Origin of the sequence: Vibrio sp. 11986-1-5, from assembly GCF_963878025.1 — a bacterium.
Taxonomy (GTDB): Bacteria; Pseudomonadota; Gammaproteobacteria; order Enterobacterales; family Vibrionaceae; genus Vibrio; species Vibrio injensis.
This window is the reverse complement of record NZ_CAWNVW010000008.1, coordinates 1-16202: the sequence shown is the minus strand read 5'-3', so window position 1 is coordinate 16202 and position 16202 is coordinate 1. Positions and strand designations below refer to the sequence as shown.

Here is a 16202-nt window from a genome sequence, read left to right as displayed (position 1 = left end):
CTCGACTTGCATGTGTTAGGCCTGCCGCCAGCGTTCAATCTGAGCCATGATCAAACTCTTCAATTTAAGTTTTTTGTGGCTCAATGAATACTGACTTTAAACTACCATAAGTAATTCAAAGCTATTATCGTTCCAACAGAACGATAATGAATTGACTGTGCCGATAGTGCTAAAAGCGCTATCAATTGGTCACTCAGTTCATTGATACCGAAGTGCTTATTGCTAAGCATTTTGATTATCATCAACGAGTGCCCACACAGATTGATTGGTTTAAATTGTTAAAGAGCTTGGCTTGGAAGGCTCACTGAGCTTCGAAGCGGAGGTGAATTCTAGCGAGTTAATTTGAAGAGTCAAACATTTTTTCAAATTTTCTTTTTTAGAAGCTTTCCCTCAACTAACACAGCCTGAAGCCTTGCGGCGTCTGCCGTGTCAGTGAGGTCGCATTATAGAGATCCGTTTAATCTTGGCAAGCTTTATTTGAAGAAAATAGTCAAAATAATGCTTAAAGGGGCATTTTTTAGCCAAAGCCTTATTTATCCCATTTTATTAATACGAAAAGAACATGTTACCCACAGAGTTATGCACATTAATCTAATTATATGCCTGAACCATTCACTTCTTTTGTCTCTTCATGAAGGCCACACTCTCTTTTCAAACCGAAAAATCGAGTCTCTTCTTCACTCATTCCTGGTTTCCATTGGCGAGTGGTATGCCAGTCACCAACCGAAAGATAACCTTGCTCCCATAATGGATGGTAAGGAAGGTTATTTTCTTTTAGATAATAATGAACCTCTTTATTACTCCAATCGATCACTGGTAAAAATTTAAAAACATTATTTTGAATCGAAAGAATCGGTAAATTGGCTCGCGATTGAGACTGCTCGCGACGTAAACCAGAAAACCAGGTACTGACCCTAAGCTCATCAAAAGCTCGACGTAGCGGCTCTACTTTATTGATAGCGTTATAACGCTCAATACCCTTAATCCCTTGCTCCCAAAGCTTACCGTATTTAGCTTCCTGCCAAGCAGGTGTCAGCTCTGCGCTTACAACATGCAAGTTCAAGTTGAGACTTTCGGTTAATTGATCGATGAATTGATACGTTTCTGGGAACAAATAGCCAGTATCAGTCAAAATAACCTGAATATCAGGTTTGATTTGCGAAACTAAATGCAACATTAATGCGGCTTGAATGCCAAAACTCGATGAAAGTACATGACTCCCTTCAAGATGTTCTAAAGCCCATGCAACGCGCTGCTGAGCGGTTAGCGTCTCAAGATAGCCATTTAACTCGGCAAGGTAGAGTGTTTGCTCAACCTTACTCAATGCTAAAAGAGATTCAAGTTGCAGCGATAACTTAGGACACTCAAGCATAAAAATCCCTCTTAGAAATAATCACCTCTTCTATTATCCCAGCACGAATGGTGAAATCACCAAATCCTTCATCAGCATTGCGCTCATCTGCCCAACGGCCAATCAACGCATCCAGCTCTTGTAAAATCTGCTGGTCAGTAATGTTCTCTTTGTACATTTTAGGGATACGTGTTCCCGCTCGATTGCCCCCTAAATGTAGGTTATAGCGCCCAGGCGCTTTGCCAACTAAGCCGACTTCAGCAAGCATTGCCCTCCCACAGCCATTCGGGCATCCTGTGACACGCAAGATAATGTTGTCTTCTTCTGGTAAACCATGTTTGTTCAGAAGGTTCTCAATATCGGTGACAAACTGCGGCAGAAAACGCTCAGCTTCCGCCATCGCTAAAGGACAGGTTGGGAACGACACACAGGCCATCGAATTCTTACGCTGCTCGCTAACCTGATCATTGATTAAACCATGTAGCCGAGCGATCTGTTCAATCTCTGCTTTATCTTTCGCTGCTACACCAGCGACAATCAAGTTTTGATTGGCTGTCATGCGAAAATCACCCTGATGGATCTTAGCGATTTCAGCGACACCGGTTTTCAATGGTTTACCTGGGAAATCCAATAAGCGGCCATTTTCAATAAACAGCGTTAGGTGATGCTTACCGTCAATACCTTCTATCCAACCGATCCGATCGCCACGTTCGGTAAATTGATAAGGACGGCTTGGCGCAAATTGAATACCTGCACGTTTTTCAACTTCTGCTTTAAAGACCTCAACACCCACTCTATCTAAGGTGTATTTAGTTTTGGCGTTTTTACGATTAGAGCGGTTACCCCAGTCACGCTGAGTTGTGACCACTGCTGCTGCAACTTCTAAGGTTTTCTCTAAAGGAATAAAGCCAAAATCATCAGCGCGGCGCGGATAGGTCGACGTATCGCCATGCGTCATCGCCAAACCGCCACCCACCAGCACATTGAAACCAATTAGTTTACCCTGCTCGGCAATCGCAACGAAATTCAGATCGTTGGCATGCACATCGACATCATTTTGCGGCGGGATCACCACCGTAGTTTTAAACTTACGTGGTAAATAGTGCTGACCTAAAATCGGCTCATCATCTTCTGTCGTTTCTACTTTTTCACCGTCCAACCAGATTTCAGCGTAAGCACGCGTTTTCGGTAATAGATGTTCACTGATTTTTTTCGCCCACTGATAAGCTTCTTGATGCAATTCAGACTCAACAGGGTTTGAAGTACACAACACATTACGGTTTACATCACCGGCCGTAGCAATCGAATCAATACCAATGCTATTCAGCGTTTGGTGCATTAATTTGATATTAGGTTTTAATACTCCATGAAACTGAAAGGTCTGCCGCGTGGTTAAACGAATACTGCCATAAAGAGAATGCTCACTAGCAAACTTATCTATCGCTAACCACTGCTGAGGGGTAATAATCCCTCCCGGCATACGAGCTCGTAACATCACATTGTGTAACGGCTCTAGTTTTTGCTTGGTTCGCTCGTTACGAATATCACGATCATCTTGTTGATACATACCGTGAAAGCGGATCAGCTGAAAATTATCTGCGCTAAATCCACCAGTAATACGATCTTGCAGATCCTGCTCGATCGTACCCCGTAAAAAATTGCTTTCGCGTTTTAAGCGTTCGTTATCCGAGAATGGACCTAACACTTGGCCTAATACTTCTTGATGGCTTGTTTGCGATTTTGTGCTCATTAGTAAACATCCCTTTGGTAACGCTTCGCTTTACGTAAATCATTAATAAATTGTTCTGCTTGATCTTTGTCTAGACCGCCTTGCTGTATCGCAATCGTGATCAAAGCTTGATGAACATCTTTCGCCATATACTGAGCGTCACCACACACATAAAGGTAAGCACCTTGATTAATCCACTGCCAAACTTGCTCAGCTTGTTCTAATAAACGATGCTGTACATAGACTTTTTCATGCTGATCTCGGCTGAATGCCACATCCAAACGGGTTAACACTCCGGATTTTAGATATTTCTGCCACTCGACTTGGTAGAGGAAATCTTGGGTAAAGGTTCGATCGCCAAAAAATAGCCAATTTTTACCCGGTGCAGCCCGATTATCTCGCTCTTGGATAAAACTGCGGAAAGGCGCAATTCCGGTTCCCGGACCAATCATAATAATGGGTGTATTATCATCTTCTGGGAGCTTGAAATGGTTATTCGCTTCAATAAAGATTTTTACCTGCTCGCCTTCCGCTAATTGATGTGCAATAAAGCTCGATGCGCCGCCTTGGCGCAGCTCATCATTCACCGGATATTCAACGACAGCAACGGTGAGATGCACTTCTTCATCCACTTCCGATTGACTAGAGGCTATCGAATACAGACGAGGGGTCAATCGACGCAGCAAACCAACCAGTTGTTCAGCCGATAACGAGCATTTCTTCTCTTTTAAGACATCAATAATTTGCGTCCGCGCTGAATACTCACGAAGTTTGTCTTTATCTACGGCCAGTTTTTGCAGCTTTTTGCTGGCTGACAACTCGGCAAACTGACTGATAAACTGAGGATTCGACGTAGTGATCTCATAATGCTTAATTAATGCATCATAAATTGTGTATGCCGTACCGTCGACGTCAACCTGTTCATCTCCTGTTAAGCCCACCAGCGTTAAGATCTGTTGTACTAATTGAGGATTATTCTCATACCAGACACCCAGCGCATCACCAGGCTGATAGGTTAATCCTGAATCGGTTAAATCAATTTCGATATGCCGTACATCTTTTCCAGAATCTCGCCCAGTAATTTTTTGACTCGTTAACAAGGTAGCCACATATGGATTTTGTTTCGAATAGAGGGCTGGTTTAGCCTGTGTTTGATTTAAAGGAAGCTGAACCACTTGTGCCTGATCAACACTCAACGCTTGTTGAACAATTTGTAGCGCTTTTTCACTCCAATCCGCTGCTGGTGAAGCGTAATCGACATCACAATCGATGCGCTCAATAAAACGCTGCGCACCTAATTTATCCAAAAACAGGTCAAAATCTTTGCCCGTTTGACAGAAAAATTCGTAGCTCGAGTCTCCTAAACCAATCACACCATATTTTAAATGCGGTAATTTAGGCGCTTTTTTAGATTGTAAAAACTCATGTAAGACCAATGCATTATCAGGCGCTTCACCTTCGCCGTTGGTTGAAGCGACAATAATCACGTGCGTTTCTTTAGCCAGATCTTTGCCTTTGTAATCGCTGGCATCAAATAGCTTAACCGCAATCCCCAATGATTGAGCCTCTTGCTCAATTTGTTTAGCTACGCCTTTTGCGTTACCGGTTTGCGAAGCAAAAATAATCGTTAATTGTCCTTGCGGTGTTGACGTTACAGAAAGTGCTTGAGACACCGCGGCACCAACACGGTTGGCAGGCGCTTGACTTAACCCCCAGAAATAACCACTCAACCAAGCCAATTGGTGCGGCGAAAGTTCCGTAGCCGTTTGCTGAAGTTGCGAAAGCTGAGAGTCGTTGATAGGGTTGGCTAATAACGCCAATTCTTGTGGTAAGGTATTTCCTGAAGACATTGTCACGACGTCCTTATTCATTGCGTGACGATAGATTAACCACTCTCTTTAATAACAAGAAAGAATAGAAGAGAATGTTTTATAACTTTTTGGAAGTAAGAAAGTCATCACTCAATCAAAGCGACTTTCGATTCTGACTTGCTTAAAACCAACCGCCATAGCAGATTTTGAGGCACTATCTAAATCGGTATAATGGCACTCTTCACCACTAGCATCAGTGAGCGGCACAAAACCACCTCGTTGGTGACGAAATTCAACAATCCATGTTCCTTCCGCTGATGAGGGTTCAATAATGGCTTCGATCAGCATTTGTTCCCGATACAGATTTCTTAGTTCCGTGATTGTCATGGCTAATCTCGCTTCCATTGCTCATCCATTAGATTAAGCATGGTTTATTTCGAGCAAATTGCGAGTAAGCAGAGCAAATTTTCCATCAAGCAATCACTAAGCAATCCACTATCAGAAACGCATTTCAGCACCAATAAACCAGCCATCAACAAAGATTAATGACTCGCCAATTTGTGGTGACTGGGTTGCTAAATTGCTAAACTCCAAATCAATCACACGATAGCCAGCTTTTAAACTCAATGGATAAGTTGGGTTATCGATGACATACTGAATACCAGCCGTCATATCCGCGCTTTTAATGCCTTTACTCTCACCAAAATCAATTTGACCAATAATATCAACATTTGAATTCGGGATACTTAACTCTGCATATCCAAACCAATTGAAGGTCAAATCATTAAAAGCATAGTGCTGATTATCTGGCGCTCGATAGTCGGTAGAGCGATATTGACTGAGCATCACCCCGGCATTAAAACGCAACGATTGCCTGTCAAGTAACCGGTAATATAAGGTGTAATCGTACTTATCAAAGGCCACCGTCTGTGCATCAACATGGCTATAACGAAAACTCATGTTCGGCCAATAATCGAATGAATGCTCCACTGCAAACGAGATCACTGGTACCTGAGCGGTATCATAACGCACGTTATCAATCTTCGTTTTTCCCCACCACATTTCAGCGCCCACTTTCACACCATACGTCCCCTCTTCCGCTAACACGGAACCTGAAACACACACGGCTACGCCACACAAGATGGTTTTGATTCGATTCATGATGATCTCTTCTCCTGATTGCTTCCATTGAATAGTGGCGATGGCATTTATCCGTTCGTCAACTACGCCAACCGATTACACATTTAATTCTTGATAAGGAATTTTCGCTAATGCAGTTTCAACAACCTCAACACCCGCTCCCGGCTTATGGGCATTTTCACTAATATAACGTCGCCACTGGCGCGCTCCTGGCATGCTTTGGAAAAGCCCTAACATATGTCGAGTAATATGCCCAAGATAAGCACCTTGAGTCAGTTGCTGTTCAATATAAGGGTACATTTCTTGAACGACTTGAGAGCGTTTTTTAATAGGCTTATCGAGACCAAAAATCTGTTGATCTGCTTCCGCGAGTAAATAAGGATTTTGATAAGCTTCACGGCCAATCATCACCCCATCAAGGTACTGTAAATGTTCTAGCGCTTCGGTTAACGATTTAATGCCACCATTAAGTGCTATCGTCAGATGTGGGAAATCACGCTTGAGCTGATGAGCACGTGGATAATCTAGCGGCGGTATTTCACGGTTTTCTTTCGGACTTAAACCACTTAACCAAGCCTTACGGGCATGAATAGTAAACTGTTCACATCCACCTTGTTCGGAGACTAACTGTACAAAGCGGGTTAAGAACTCATAAGAATCTTGATCATCAATCCCAATACGGGTTTTGACAGTTACTGGAATATTCACCGCCTCACGCATCGCTGCAACGCAATCAGCAACCAACTGCGGCTCAGCCATTAAACAAGCACCAAACTTACCGTTTTGCACCCGATCAGAAGGGCAACCGACATTCAGATTGATTTCATCATAGCCACGCTCTTGAGCTAGTTTTGCACAGTGTGCTAAATCCGCAGGATTCGAGCCTCCAAGCTGCAATGAGACGGGATGTTCTTCTTGGTTATAAGCAAGAAAATCACCCTTACCATGAATAATTGCCCCAGTGGTCACCATTTCGGTGTACAACAACGTTTGCGAAGAGAGAAGACGATGAAAGTAGCGGCAATGTCTATCCGTCCAATCAAGCATTGGAGCAACGGAAAGACGATGAGCTTTAAATTTATCAGTGTCAGTAAAAATAGTCATAGTTTACGTTTGGTTGAGAGGCGGTCATATAAGCCAAAAGCTTAAGCTAACTTTTATGCGCGATAAGAACTGCAATAGTTAGCCTGTATTCCGCAATAAGCGAGTCTTAGATAAAACGAATTTAACCTGACTGGCTGTTATGAAAAATAATTTGCCGATTATACACAAGTGTCGAGCTCATGTAGCAAAAACTCATCAAAGCGCTGGACGATGACCTTTCTCGATGTCTACAAGATTACACCACACCGAGGGGCAGATGAAAAACGTACACCCACAATATCACTTCAATGGGAAAACCCTTACAAGAGTAACGCGCTAAGCGTGGCTCAACTACTCGGATAGAAATCCACGTACCTACCAGCAACACCAGCAAACGCGGCCGCTAATCCAGCGAGGGCTGAACGTTTTGCTGCGAGATAAGCTCGGCATGCTAGGGGAATCAAAACAATATATCCAACCGCTCTCGCCACATTCGATAGTAAGCCCAATAACATGATAGCGCGACTTACTGAAAATCATGAGCAGATCTAGGGACAACGATAAAGATAACTGGGTAAGGGGATTAAAGAGGAACTACGATCATAATCACAACGTTAAGTAGGAAAGTAAATCGCCGATTTTCTTCACTGTATCGTTTTATCGCTAGATGAGGTAAGTTAGGCTCTATTTATGACAATATCGTTCATAGTCAATCAATCACTAATGATTTATTGATGTTCAAAACGATATTTATCTTGAAATAGTATATGATTACTAGAGTCCAGCAATGATGGTGATAGATTTGGACAAGAAGCTTAGCCAACAAATTGAAGAAATATGTGCAGCAAGGGGCGTTCGTCTAACCTCACAACGTAAGCGCGTTTTTGAACTTATTTGCGCCAGTCAAAAAGCATCCAGCGCCTACGATTTGCTTGAAGATTTAAAAGCAAGTGAGCCACAAGCTAAACCGCCGACGGTTTATCGAGCTTTAGACTTTCTGTTAGAACAAGGCTTTATTCATCGTGTAGAGTCAACGAATAGCTTTATCTCTTGCTGCTCTTGTAATGCCCATAAGCACTTTTCTCAGCTGTTAATTTGTGACCAATGCGGTAACGTTGTGGAGTTACAAAATGATAATCTGATAACAATGCTGGCGAACAACGCGGAGCAACACGGATTTACAATTACTAACCATGTCATTGAATCCCATGGTATTTGCCAATCCTGTTCTTCAGAAACAAAGAATTAGACCATAGAAGAGAGTTATGCGCGCTGAATTTGTCAATCCGTTCTTAGCGTCTTTGCTAAATGTACTAAAAACGATGGCTTCATTAGAATTGAAGCCTCAAAAGCCTCGCCTCAAAAAAGATGAAATTGCTCGTGGCGATGTGTCAGGTCTTATCGGTATGATCGGGCCTCAAACACGCGGTTCCATGTCGATTACCTTTGATGAAGCTTTAGCCTTACAAATCATGGAAAATATGTTGGGTGAACGACCGAATGGCTTAAATGAAGAAGTGACTGATATGGTTGGTGAAATCACCAACATGGTCACCGGTGGAGCAAAACGCATCTTGGCCGAAAGTGGCTTCGATTTTGACCTAGCAACCCCAGTAGTGGTATCGGGTAAAGGTCATACGATAAGACACAAATGTGAAGGATCGATCATCATCATGCCATTCTCCTCTCAATGGGGAAATGCCTTTATTGAGATCTGTTTCGAGTAAATCAAAGTATATAGCTTTTACTTATCTAGCAAAGAAAAGGGTTGATGTTTCGCATCAACCCTTTTGTGTATTCGTAGTAGCAGACTTATCGACGAAGAATCTTGTTCAAGATCGACGAAAAGCCAGCCTACTTAGCGTGGTACTAACCCCGAAAGGCTTTAAACGCATTGATCAAACCATTGGTTGAGCTGTCATGAGAGATAACATCTTGACCATCCGCCAACTCAGGAAGAATCTGATTCGCTAATTGTTTACCTAACTCTACGCCCCATTGATCAAACGAGAAGATATTCCAAATCACACCTTGCACAAAAATCTTATGTTCATACATGGCAATCAAATTGCCTAAGGTTCGTGGCGTGATCTTTTTAACCAAAATCGAGTTAGTTGGACGGTTACCTTCAAAAACTTTAAAGGGGACTAACGCTTCAATTTCCGCAGCCGATTTACCCGCTTTCAGTAATTCTGCTTTCACTACATCAGCCGATTTACCAAATGCAAGCGCTTCAGTTTGCGCAAAAAAGTTCGACATCAATTTTTGATGGTGATCGCTGACCGTGTTATGAGTCAATGCTGGCGCAATAAAATCACAAGGAATCAACTTGGTGCCTTGGTGGATCAACTGATAAAACGCATGTTGACCATTGGTACCTGGCTCACCCCAAATGATCGGTCCTGTTTGATAAGTCACAACCTGACCATTACGATCAACGTATTTACCGTTCGATTCCATATTCCCTTGTTGAAAATAAGCCGCAAAACGATGCATGTATTGATCGTAAGGTAAAATCGCCTCTGATTCAGCGCCATGGAAGTTGTTATACCAAATACCAATCAGAGCAAGGATCACCGGAATATTACGCTCAAACGGTGTATCAACAAAATGCTGATCCATCTCGTGAGCCCCAGTCAACAACTCAATAAAGTTATCGTAGCCAATTGATAAGATGATCGATAAACCAATGGCTGACCACAGAGAATAACGACCACCAACCCAATCCCAGAACTCAAACATATTTTCGGTATCAATACCAAACTCAGTCACCGCCTGACCGTTGGTGGACAGCGCAGCAAAGTGCTTCGCCACATGCGCTTGATCGCCCGCGACGTTTAAGAACCAATCACGCGCAGAGTGGGCGTTAGTCATGGTTTCTTGCGTGGTGAATGTTTTCGACGCCACTAAGAACAGCGTGGTTTCCGGATCAACTTTCTTCAATGTCTCAGCAATATGAGTACCATCGACGTTGGACACAAAGTGCATGGTCAGATGATTTTTATACGGTGCGAGCGCTTCAGTCACCATATAGGGACCTAAATCTGAACCACCAATACCAATATTCACTACATCGGTAATCGCTTTACCTGTGAAACCTTTCCATTCACCCTTGATCACGCGCTCTGAAAATACACGCATCTTTTCTAATACGGCATTAACGGCTGGCATCACATCTTGGCCATCGACCATTACTGGGGCATTACTGCGATTACGTAGTGCAGTATGTAAGACGGCACGACCTTCAGTTTGGTTAATCGCCTCACCGTTAAACATTGCTTGAATTGCATCTTCAAGATGAGTCTCTTTCGCTAAAGCAAACAAGTGTTGCATGGTCTCTTGATTGATTAAATTCTTCGAATAATCAACCAGAATATCTTGACCAAAACGCGCCGAGTAATGACTAAAACGCTGGTTATCCTCAGCGAACAGAGTGGTTAAATCCATGTCTTGCGCAGATTCAAAATGCGCGGTTAGTGCTTTCCAAGCGTTGGTTTGCGTTGGATTAATGTTTTTCAACATATTCTCTATCCCAATGTTACGGTAGGTTTTATTCCTTATTACCTTGCCTATTAGCTAGGTTGGAATCCCTGTTAATGCAAAAAAAGAAAATCATCATCGTTCGATAAAGCAGAACCACTGCTCAATAAACTCATTATCGCTGAGCCATCGTCGCGCGACTTTGAGATAAGTCAGTGAAACCCACATCGGAGGCTCAACTTGTTTAATCACTGACTTGTTTAGCCTATTTCTCCGGTGAGATAATGCATCTCTACTCGAGAGGTCAGTTTGGTCACGAGTTCATAACCCACGGTACCGATATGTTCAGCCACTCGCTCAACTGGAAGGTTTTGCCCCCACAGAATGGCTTCATCACCGACGTTATCCTGGGACTCTGGGCCTAAATCAACCGTCAGCATATCCATAGAAACTCGCCCTGCCATTGGCACAATACGACCATTGACTAACACTGGCGTACCATTCGGGGCAGTACGTGGATAACCGTCACCATAACCAATTGCAATAACACCAATTTTAGTGTCTTGTCGAGCGGTCCATAAGGCACCATAACCGATGCTTTCTCCCGCTTTCACCTCACGAACAGCAATCAAAGGTGCCGTTAAACTCATCACTGGACGATATCCCATTGCCTGAGCATCCTGATGGGCAAAAGGAGAAACACCATAAAGAATGATTCCTGGTCTTACCCAGTCTAGCTGACTTTCCGGCCAGACCAATAACCCAGCGGAGGCCGCTAAAGAGCGCTCACCTTTACACCCCTCGGTTAACGATAAAAATAACGTAAGCTGTTGGTGCGTGATCGGGCTATCAAGCTCATCAGCACAGCCAAAATGGCTCATATAACGTAGAGGCTTAGCCACATTTGGGCAGCGATGTAAACGCTCAACAAACTCAGCGTGTTGCTCAGGACGCACACCAAGACGATGCATCCCACTGTCGATTTTTAACCATACCGATACTGGCGTGTCTAATTGTGCGAGTTCTAAGGCTTGCAGCTGCTCTTCACAGTGCACTACGGTCTGAATATTATTCGCGACTAAAACCGGAAGATCGCCAGCAGAATAGAACCCCTCCAAGAGAAGGATGGGTTTAACAACGCCATTGACTCTAAGTTGCAGCGCTTCTTGTACTCGCGCGACGCCAAAAGCATCAGCATCTTGAGCGTAGCGAGCAACCTGACAAGAACCATGGCCATACCCATTAGCCTTAACGACCGCCATGACCTTACTGCGAGGAGCCTGCTGTTTAATTCGCTGTAAATTATATTGCAGCGCTTGTAAATCAATACTCGCCTTAGCGGCTTTCATGTAGTTCATACTATCATTCATCATCAAACGCTGGGCCTGCGTAGTTATCAAAGCGGGAGTATTGACCTTGGAAGGTCAAACGTACCGAGCCTATCGGACCATTCCTCTGCTTACCGATAATGATTTCTGCAATACCTTTCATTGGACTATCTGGGTGATAGACCTCATCACGATAAATAAACATGATCAAATCGGCATCTTGTTCAATCGAACCAGATTCACGCAAATCGGAGTTGACTGGGCGTTTATCGGCACGTTGCTCCAACGAGCGGTTTAACTGTGAAAGCGCCACCACAGGCACATTAAGCTCTTTGGCTAATGCTTTTAATGAACGAGAAATTTCAGCGATTTCTAAAGTACGGTTATCGGATTGAGAAGGAACCCGCATGAGCTGCAGATAGTCGACCATGATCAAAGATAGCCCACCGTGTTCACGAGCTATACGACGCGCACGAGAACGGACCTCAGTAGGAGTCAACGCCGAGCTGTCGTCGATAAACATGTTTTTCTTCTCCATCAGCATTCCCATGGTCGAAGAAATACGCGCCCAATCTTCATCATCGAGTTGACCGGTTCGGATCTTGGTTTGATCTACCCGAGAGAGCGATGCCAGCATACGCATCATGATTTGTTCTGCAGGCATCTCAAGTGAGAAAATCAATACTGGTTTATCTTGCTGCATGGCTGCGTTTTCACACAAGTTCATGGCAAAAGTCGTTTTTCCCATTGAAGGACGAGCAGCAACAATAATTAAGTCTGAACCTTGCAAACCCGCCGTTTTTTTATTGAGGTCGGTGAACCCAGTATTTACACCCGTGACCCCATCCTGTGGAGTCTTATACAGTAACTCAATACGCTCTAAGGTTTTCTCTAAAATTGTATCAACATTTTGAGGGCCTTCGTTTTCACTACTACGCGCTTCAGCAATCGCAAACACCTTGCTTTCGGCTAAATCGAGTAAATCTTCTGAGCTGCGCCCTTGAGGGTCATAACCTGCGTCAGCGATTTCGTTCGCAACACCAATCAAATTACGCACCAAGGCACGCTCAGCGACAATGTCCGCATAAGCATTAATATTAGCTGCGCTTGGCGTGTTCTTAACCAAGTCGGCTAAATAGGCAAAGCCGCCAACATCTTCTAGCTGTTCGCGCAATTCGAGAAATTCGGAAAGGGTAATCAAGTCCAGTGGTTGCCCAGATTCAAGTAGGGTTTTCACTGCCTCAAAGATTAACCGATGAGGTCGACTATAAAAGTCTTGAGCAATTACGCGCTCAGAAACCGTATCCCAGCGTTGATTATCTAGCAACAAACCGCCAATCACAGACTGCTCTGCCTCTAATGAATGAGGAGGCGTTTTCATTGCTTCTATTTGTGCATCGGCAGGTTTACGATTTCGGTTATCTGTTCGGGGATCAGCCATCACTTCACTCAGTCACTCTTTTTAATAACCGCTCATTATAGCGAGAATAGAACATTTGTAATCAGGCATCGAAAAGTTTGTCTATGACTTAGATAGAATTAACCTTAATATGACCCAATTTCAAAAACTGATGCTTATTATTCAGCGATTCTATTCTTTGAGAGAGGTTTCATGTGTCCAAAACTTGGCTTCTAAGTCTGGCTCTGTTGACAAGTTTTCATGTCTATGCCAACAAACAGACAAATCGCAGTAAGGACATTAACGCACCCTCACCTTGGCAAAGTCAAATCGAATTTGGCTATCAAGCGCACTCCGGTAATACCGATTCAGAAGCCCTTAACACTCGAGTTAAGGGGGAATATACCCGTGGTCGTCATCGAACCAATGGCGAGTGGCGTTTTTATAAATTAGATAAAAATGGCAAAGAGAATAAACGGCAATCCAGCTACAGCTTACAAAGCGACTATAAGCTAGGCCCTAAAACCTACCTCTATGGTAGTTTTAGAGGATCTGACTCACGCTATAGTGCCTACTTCTCGGACTACACATGGTCTGGAGGGCTTGGTTATCAGTTCACTCATACGGATGACTTATTGATTGAACTCGAAGTCGGGCCGGGCTACCGCTATCAAGAGCCAAATTTAGATAAAATTAGCAGTGGCGATGTCGTTTTTCCACACTTAGTCAAAGAACCGATTTATCGTGGTAACCTTAAGGTAGAATGGCAAGCACTGAGTAATTTTAAATTACTGACCGATCTAACCTTGGTTGGCGGCGAAAGTAACACTCGTTTTGATAGTGATATCAGCATTATTAACAACATTACCGATGATATTGCTCTTAAAGTGAGTCAATCACGTCAATACCATAACCGAGTACCTACCGGTTTAAGTAAAGCTGATAGTGTGCTATCGGTGAGTTTAATTTTCTTATTCTAAGTATCAACACTCAGTATCCTACCTCGCCAAACTCATCATTTGTATCGCTAAACGACATAAATTGGACATAAAAAAACACCAGCCTGAGCTGGTGTTTAAACGAGTCTAGAAACTGAAATTATTCAGCAACAACTTGTAATTTTACTGTAGCGAAAACTTCTGAATGAAGTTGAACGCTAACTTCGAATTCACCTGTAGTACGTAGAGCACCTTCAGGTAGACGAACTTCGCTTTTCTCAAGCTTAACACCGGCTGCAGTTACTGCATCAGCGATGTCACGAGTCCCGATAGAACCGAACAGTTTGCCTTCATCACCAGCTTTAGAAGCAATAACAACCGCTTCTAGTGCGTTAACTTGGTCAGCACGAGCTTGTGCAGCAGTAAGTTGCTCAGCAACTTTTGCTTCAAGTTCAGCACGACGAGTTTCAAACATCTCAACGTTAGCTTTGGTTGCCATTACAGCCTTACCTTGTGGGATAAGGAAGTTACGAGCGTAACCAGATTTAACATTAACTGCATCGCCAAGGCTGCCTAGGTTACCGATTTTATCAAGTAGAATAACTTGCATTACTTAATCCTCTTTCTTAATAAACGGTGCCGATTACTGATGTTTGTCAGTATATGGCAGTAGAGCTAGGTAGCGAGAGCGTTTGATTGCACGAGCTAGCTGACGCTGATACTTAGCACTTGTGCCAGTGATGCGGCTAGGTACAATTTTACCAGCTTCAGTGATGTAATTCTTAAGAGTCGCTACATCTTTGTAATCAATCTCTTGAACGCCTTCTGCTGTAAAACGGCAGAATTTACGACGGCGGAAGAAACGAGCCATGGGCTATCTCCTGATTTAAATTTGAAAAATGTTGTAGACGTTAAGTATGGCTATAACGAACACTGGGTGCCGAACAGAGAATAATTCATTCTCTATAGCAATACCGTCTAATACTAAATGATGAGTGAATACTTTTGACCGTTGCCTAACATCCCAAGTTAAAGAATCGAAATTCACTTAACCTAATATGACTTATCACTAAAAGAGGAAAACCACGATTAACAATAATCAGCTTGATTCAACCTTCTTTAATGATCAAGAACGTTGACTCAGACGGTCATCTGAAATTACTCAGCGTCTGCTTCAAATTTCACTTCTTCACGCTTAGAACGCTCGTCACGAGCTTTAAGCATGATTGAAGGTTCAGTGATAGCAGCTTTAGTACGCATGATCATGTTACGTAGAACAGCATCGTTAAAACGGAATGCAGTTTCTAACTCATCAATCACAGCTTGATCAGCTTCAACGTTCATTAGAACGTAGTGAGCTTTGTGAAGCTTGTTAATTGGGTAAGCCATTTGACGGCGGCCCCAATCTTCTAGACGGTGAACTGTACCGCCAGCTTCAGTGATTGAACCAGTGTAACGCTCGATCATGCCAGCAACTTGCTCGCTTTGATCAGGGTGCACCATGAATACGATTTCGTAATGACGCATTGATTTTGCTCCTTACGGATTATTCAGCTTCCAGATTTGGCCCGGTCATCCAAAGGAAGCAAGGAACGAATGAAAATTGACCGAGAATTAAGGAGCGAGAATAGTACAGAATGGCTAGTAGTTTAGCAAGTGAAATATACTTGTCGCAGACTAAAGATAGACAGGCCGTTTAAAACGGAAAATGAACAGAATGTGAAAAGCAAAAGACTGAGAAAAGACCAGATTTACAGGCAATAAAAAAGGGAAGCCAATGCTTCCCTTTTGATATTGATAACAAAAGATTATCGAAATTAAGCGATAACTTTAGCTACAACACCAGCGCCTACTGTACGGCCACCTTCACGGATAGCGAAACGTAGACCTTCATCCATCGCGATTGGTGCAATTAGCTCTACAACCATCTTGATGTTGTCGCC

The 16202-nt window shown here is 43.2% G+C and carries 16 protein-coding genes, 1 rRNA gene and 1 pseudogene; 3 read left to right on the top strand and 15 right to left on the bottom strand.

Annotated elements, in window-relative coordinates:
- The 8 genes from AACS00_RS02805 to AACS00_RS16725 form a co-directional block, all read right to left on the bottom strand.
- A 16S ribosomal RNA gene (locus AACS00_RS02805) occupies positions 1 to 66 on the bottom strand; the annotation flags it as partial.
- Between the two features lie 529 nt (positions 67 to 595).
- Positions 596 to 1372: a phosphoadenylyl-sulfate reductase gene (locus AACS00_RS02800; protein WP_110168416.1), complete on the bottom strand. Its 777-nt coding sequence runs from the start codon at positions 1370 to 1372 to the stop codon at positions 596 to 598.
- A complete protein-coding gene (gene cysI / locus AACS00_RS02795; protein ID WP_110168415.1) occupies positions 1365 to 3101 on the bottom strand; it encodes an assimilatory sulfite reductase (NADPH) hemoprotein subunit in 1737 nt (578 codons plus the stop codon). Before cysI ends, AACS00_RS02800 begins: the two co-directional genes overlap by 8 nt.
- Positions 3101 to 4951, bottom strand: coding sequence for an assimilatory sulfite reductase (NADPH) flavoprotein subunit (locus AACS00_RS02790; protein ID WP_181397663.1), 1851 nt, complete (start codon positions 4949 to 4951; stop codon positions 3101 to 3103). Before AACS00_RS02790 ends, cysI begins: the two co-directional genes overlap by 1 nt.
- A gap of 90 nt (positions 4952 to 5041) precedes the next feature.
- Positions 5042 to 5278: a hypothetical protein gene (locus tag AACS00_RS02785; protein ID WP_040904939.1), complete on the bottom strand. Its 237-nt coding sequence runs from the start codon at positions 5276 to 5278 to the stop codon at positions 5042 to 5044.
- A 111-nt stretch (positions 5279 to 5389) separates the two neighbouring features.
- Entirely contained in the window at positions 5390 to 6052 is a 663-nt protein-coding gene (locus tag AACS00_RS02780) for a TIGR04219 family outer membrane beta-barrel protein (protein WP_110168413.1), read from the bottom strand.
- A gap of 75 nt (positions 6053 to 6127) precedes the next feature.
- A complete protein-coding gene (dusA, locus tag AACS00_RS02775; protein ID WP_110168412.1) occupies positions 6128 to 7135 on the bottom strand; it encodes a tRNA dihydrouridine(20/20a) synthase DusA in 1008 nt (335 codons plus the stop codon).
- A gap of 326 nt (positions 7136 to 7461) precedes the next feature.
- A complete protein-coding gene (locus AACS00_RS16725) occupies positions 7462 to 7632 on the bottom strand; it encodes an AbgT family transporter (protein WP_375152965.1) in 171 nt (56 codons plus the stop codon).
- 272 nt (positions 7633 to 7904) lie between these two features.
- Here AACS00_RS16725 and zur point away from each other — a divergent pair, with 272 nt between their 5' ends.
- Both zur and AACS00_RS02765 read left to right on the top strand, forming a co-directional pair.
- Entirely contained in the window at positions 7905 to 8363 is a 459-nt protein-coding gene (gene zur / locus AACS00_RS02770; RefSeq protein ID WP_072670141.1) for a zinc uptake transcriptional repressor Zur, read from the top strand.
- A 16-nt stretch (positions 8364 to 8379) separates the two neighbouring features.
- Positions 8380 to 8841, top strand: coding sequence for a chemotaxis protein CheX (locus AACS00_RS02765; protein ID WP_004396129.1), 462 nt, complete (start codon positions 8380 to 8382; stop codon positions 8839 to 8841).
- Between the two features lie 142 nt (positions 8842 to 8983).
- Here the strand turns inward: AACS00_RS02765 and pgi are convergent, their stop codons facing one another.
- The 3 genes from pgi to AACS00_RS02750 all read right to left on the bottom strand — a co-directional run bounded on the left by pgi (position 8984) and on the right by AACS00_RS02750 (position 13363).
- Entirely contained in the window at positions 8984 to 10636 is a 1653-nt protein-coding gene (gene pgi, locus AACS00_RS02760; protein ID WP_110168409.1) for a glucose-6-phosphate isomerase, read from the bottom strand.
- Positions 10637 to 10854: 218 nt separating this feature from the next.
- Positions 10855 to 11952 (bottom strand): alanine racemase, encoded by a 1098-nt coding sequence (alr, locus tag AACS00_RS02755; RefSeq protein WP_181397661.1) that lies wholly within the window; start codon positions 11950 to 11952, stop codon positions 10855 to 10857.
- Positions 11953 to 11956: 4 nt separating this feature from the next.
- Complete coding sequence (locus AACS00_RS02750; RefSeq protein WP_072670138.1) at positions 11957 to 13363, bottom strand: replicative DNA helicase; 1407 nt, start codon at positions 13361 to 13363, stop codon at positions 11957 to 11959.
- A gap of 173 nt (positions 13364 to 13536) precedes the next feature.
- On the opposite strand from AACS00_RS02750, the gene AACS00_RS02745 reads away from it, so the two are divergent.
- On the top strand, positions 13537 to 14301 hold the full coding sequence (locus tag AACS00_RS02745) for a DUF481 domain-containing protein (protein WP_072670139.1): 765 nt from the start codon (positions 13537 to 13539) through the stop codon (positions 14299 to 14301).
- 118 nt (positions 14302 to 14419) lie between these two features.
- Here AACS00_RS02745 and rplI read toward each other — a convergent pair whose 3' ends face one another.
- The 4 genes and pseudogenes from rplI to tuf all read right to left on the bottom strand — a co-directional run.
- Complete coding sequence (rplI, locus tag AACS00_RS02740) at positions 14420 to 14869, bottom strand: 50S ribosomal protein L9 (protein WP_072670140.1); 450 nt, start codon at positions 14867 to 14869, stop codon at positions 14420 to 14422.
- Positions 14870 to 14902: 33 nt separating this feature from the next.
- Positions 14903 to 15130: a 30S ribosomal protein S18 gene (gene rpsR / locus AACS00_RS02735; protein WP_000090472.1), complete on the bottom strand. Its 228-nt coding sequence runs from the start codon at positions 15128 to 15130 to the stop codon at positions 14903 to 14905.
- 287 nt (positions 15131 to 15417) lie between these two features.
- The gene (rpsF, locus tag AACS00_RS02730) at positions 15418 to 15786 is read right to left on the bottom strand and encodes a 30S ribosomal protein S6 (RefSeq protein ID WP_004396135.1); all 369 of its coding nucleotides are present in this window, start codon (positions 15784 to 15786) and stop codon (positions 15418 to 15420) included.
- A gap of 290 nt (positions 15787 to 16076) precedes the next feature.
- Positions 16077 to 16202: pseudogene (tuf, locus tag AACS00_RS02725) on the bottom strand (elongation factor Tu); the annotation flags it as partial.

Bases quoted from the DNA above. Each gene is read 5' to 3' on its own strand.
- dusA (WP_110168412.1), bottom strand. From the start codon at position 7,135: ATGACTATTTTTACTGACACTGATAAATTTAAAGCTCATCGTCTTTCC.
- zur (WP_072670141.1), top strand. From the start codon at position 7,905: ATGGTGATAGATTTGGACAAGAAGCTTAGCCAACAAATTGAAGAAATA.
- rpsF (WP_004396135.1), bottom strand. From the start codon at position 15,786: ATGCGTCATTACGAAATCGTATTCATGGTGCACCCTGATCAAAGCGAG.
- pgi (WP_110168409.1), bottom strand. From the start codon at position 10,636: ATGTTGAAAAACATTAATCCAACGCAAACCAACGCTTGGAAAGCACTA.
- rpsR (WP_000090472.1), bottom strand. From the start codon at position 15,130: ATGGCTCGTTTCTTCCGCCGTCGTAAATTCTGCCGTTTTACAGCAGAA.
- AACS00_RS02750 (WP_072670138.1), bottom strand. From the start codon at position 13,363: ATGGCTGATCCCCGAACAGATAACCGAAATCGTAAACCTGCCGATGCA.
- AACS00_RS02765 (WP_004396129.1), top strand. From the start codon at position 8,380: ATGCGCGCTGAATTTGTCAATCCGTTCTTAGCGTCTTTGCTAAATGTA.
- AACS00_RS02800 (WP_110168416.1), bottom strand. From the start codon at position 1,372: ATGCTTGAGTGTCCTAAGTTATCGCTGCAACTTGAATCTCTTTTAGCA.
- rplI (WP_072670140.1), bottom strand. From the start codon at position 14,869: ATGCAAGTTATTCTACTTGATAAAATCGGTAACCTAGGCAGCCTTGGC.
- alr (WP_181397661.1), bottom strand. From the start codon at position 11,952: ATGAACTACATGAAAGCCGCTAAGGCGAGTATTGATTTACAAGCGCTG.
- AACS00_RS02790 (WP_181397663.1), bottom strand. From the start codon at position 4,951: ATGAATAAGGACGTCGTGACAATGTCTTCAGGAAATACCTTACCACAA.
- AACS00_RS02780 (WP_110168413.1), bottom strand. From the start codon at position 6,052: ATGAATCGAATCAAAACCATCTTGTGTGGCGTAGCCGTGTGTGTTTCA.
- AACS00_RS02785 (WP_040904939.1), bottom strand. From the start codon at position 5,278: ATGACAATCACGGAACTAAGAAATCTGTATCGGGAACAAATGCTGATC.
- cysI (WP_110168415.1), bottom strand. From the start codon at position 3,101: ATGAGCACAAAATCGCAAACAAGCCATCAAGAAGTATTAGGCCAAGTG.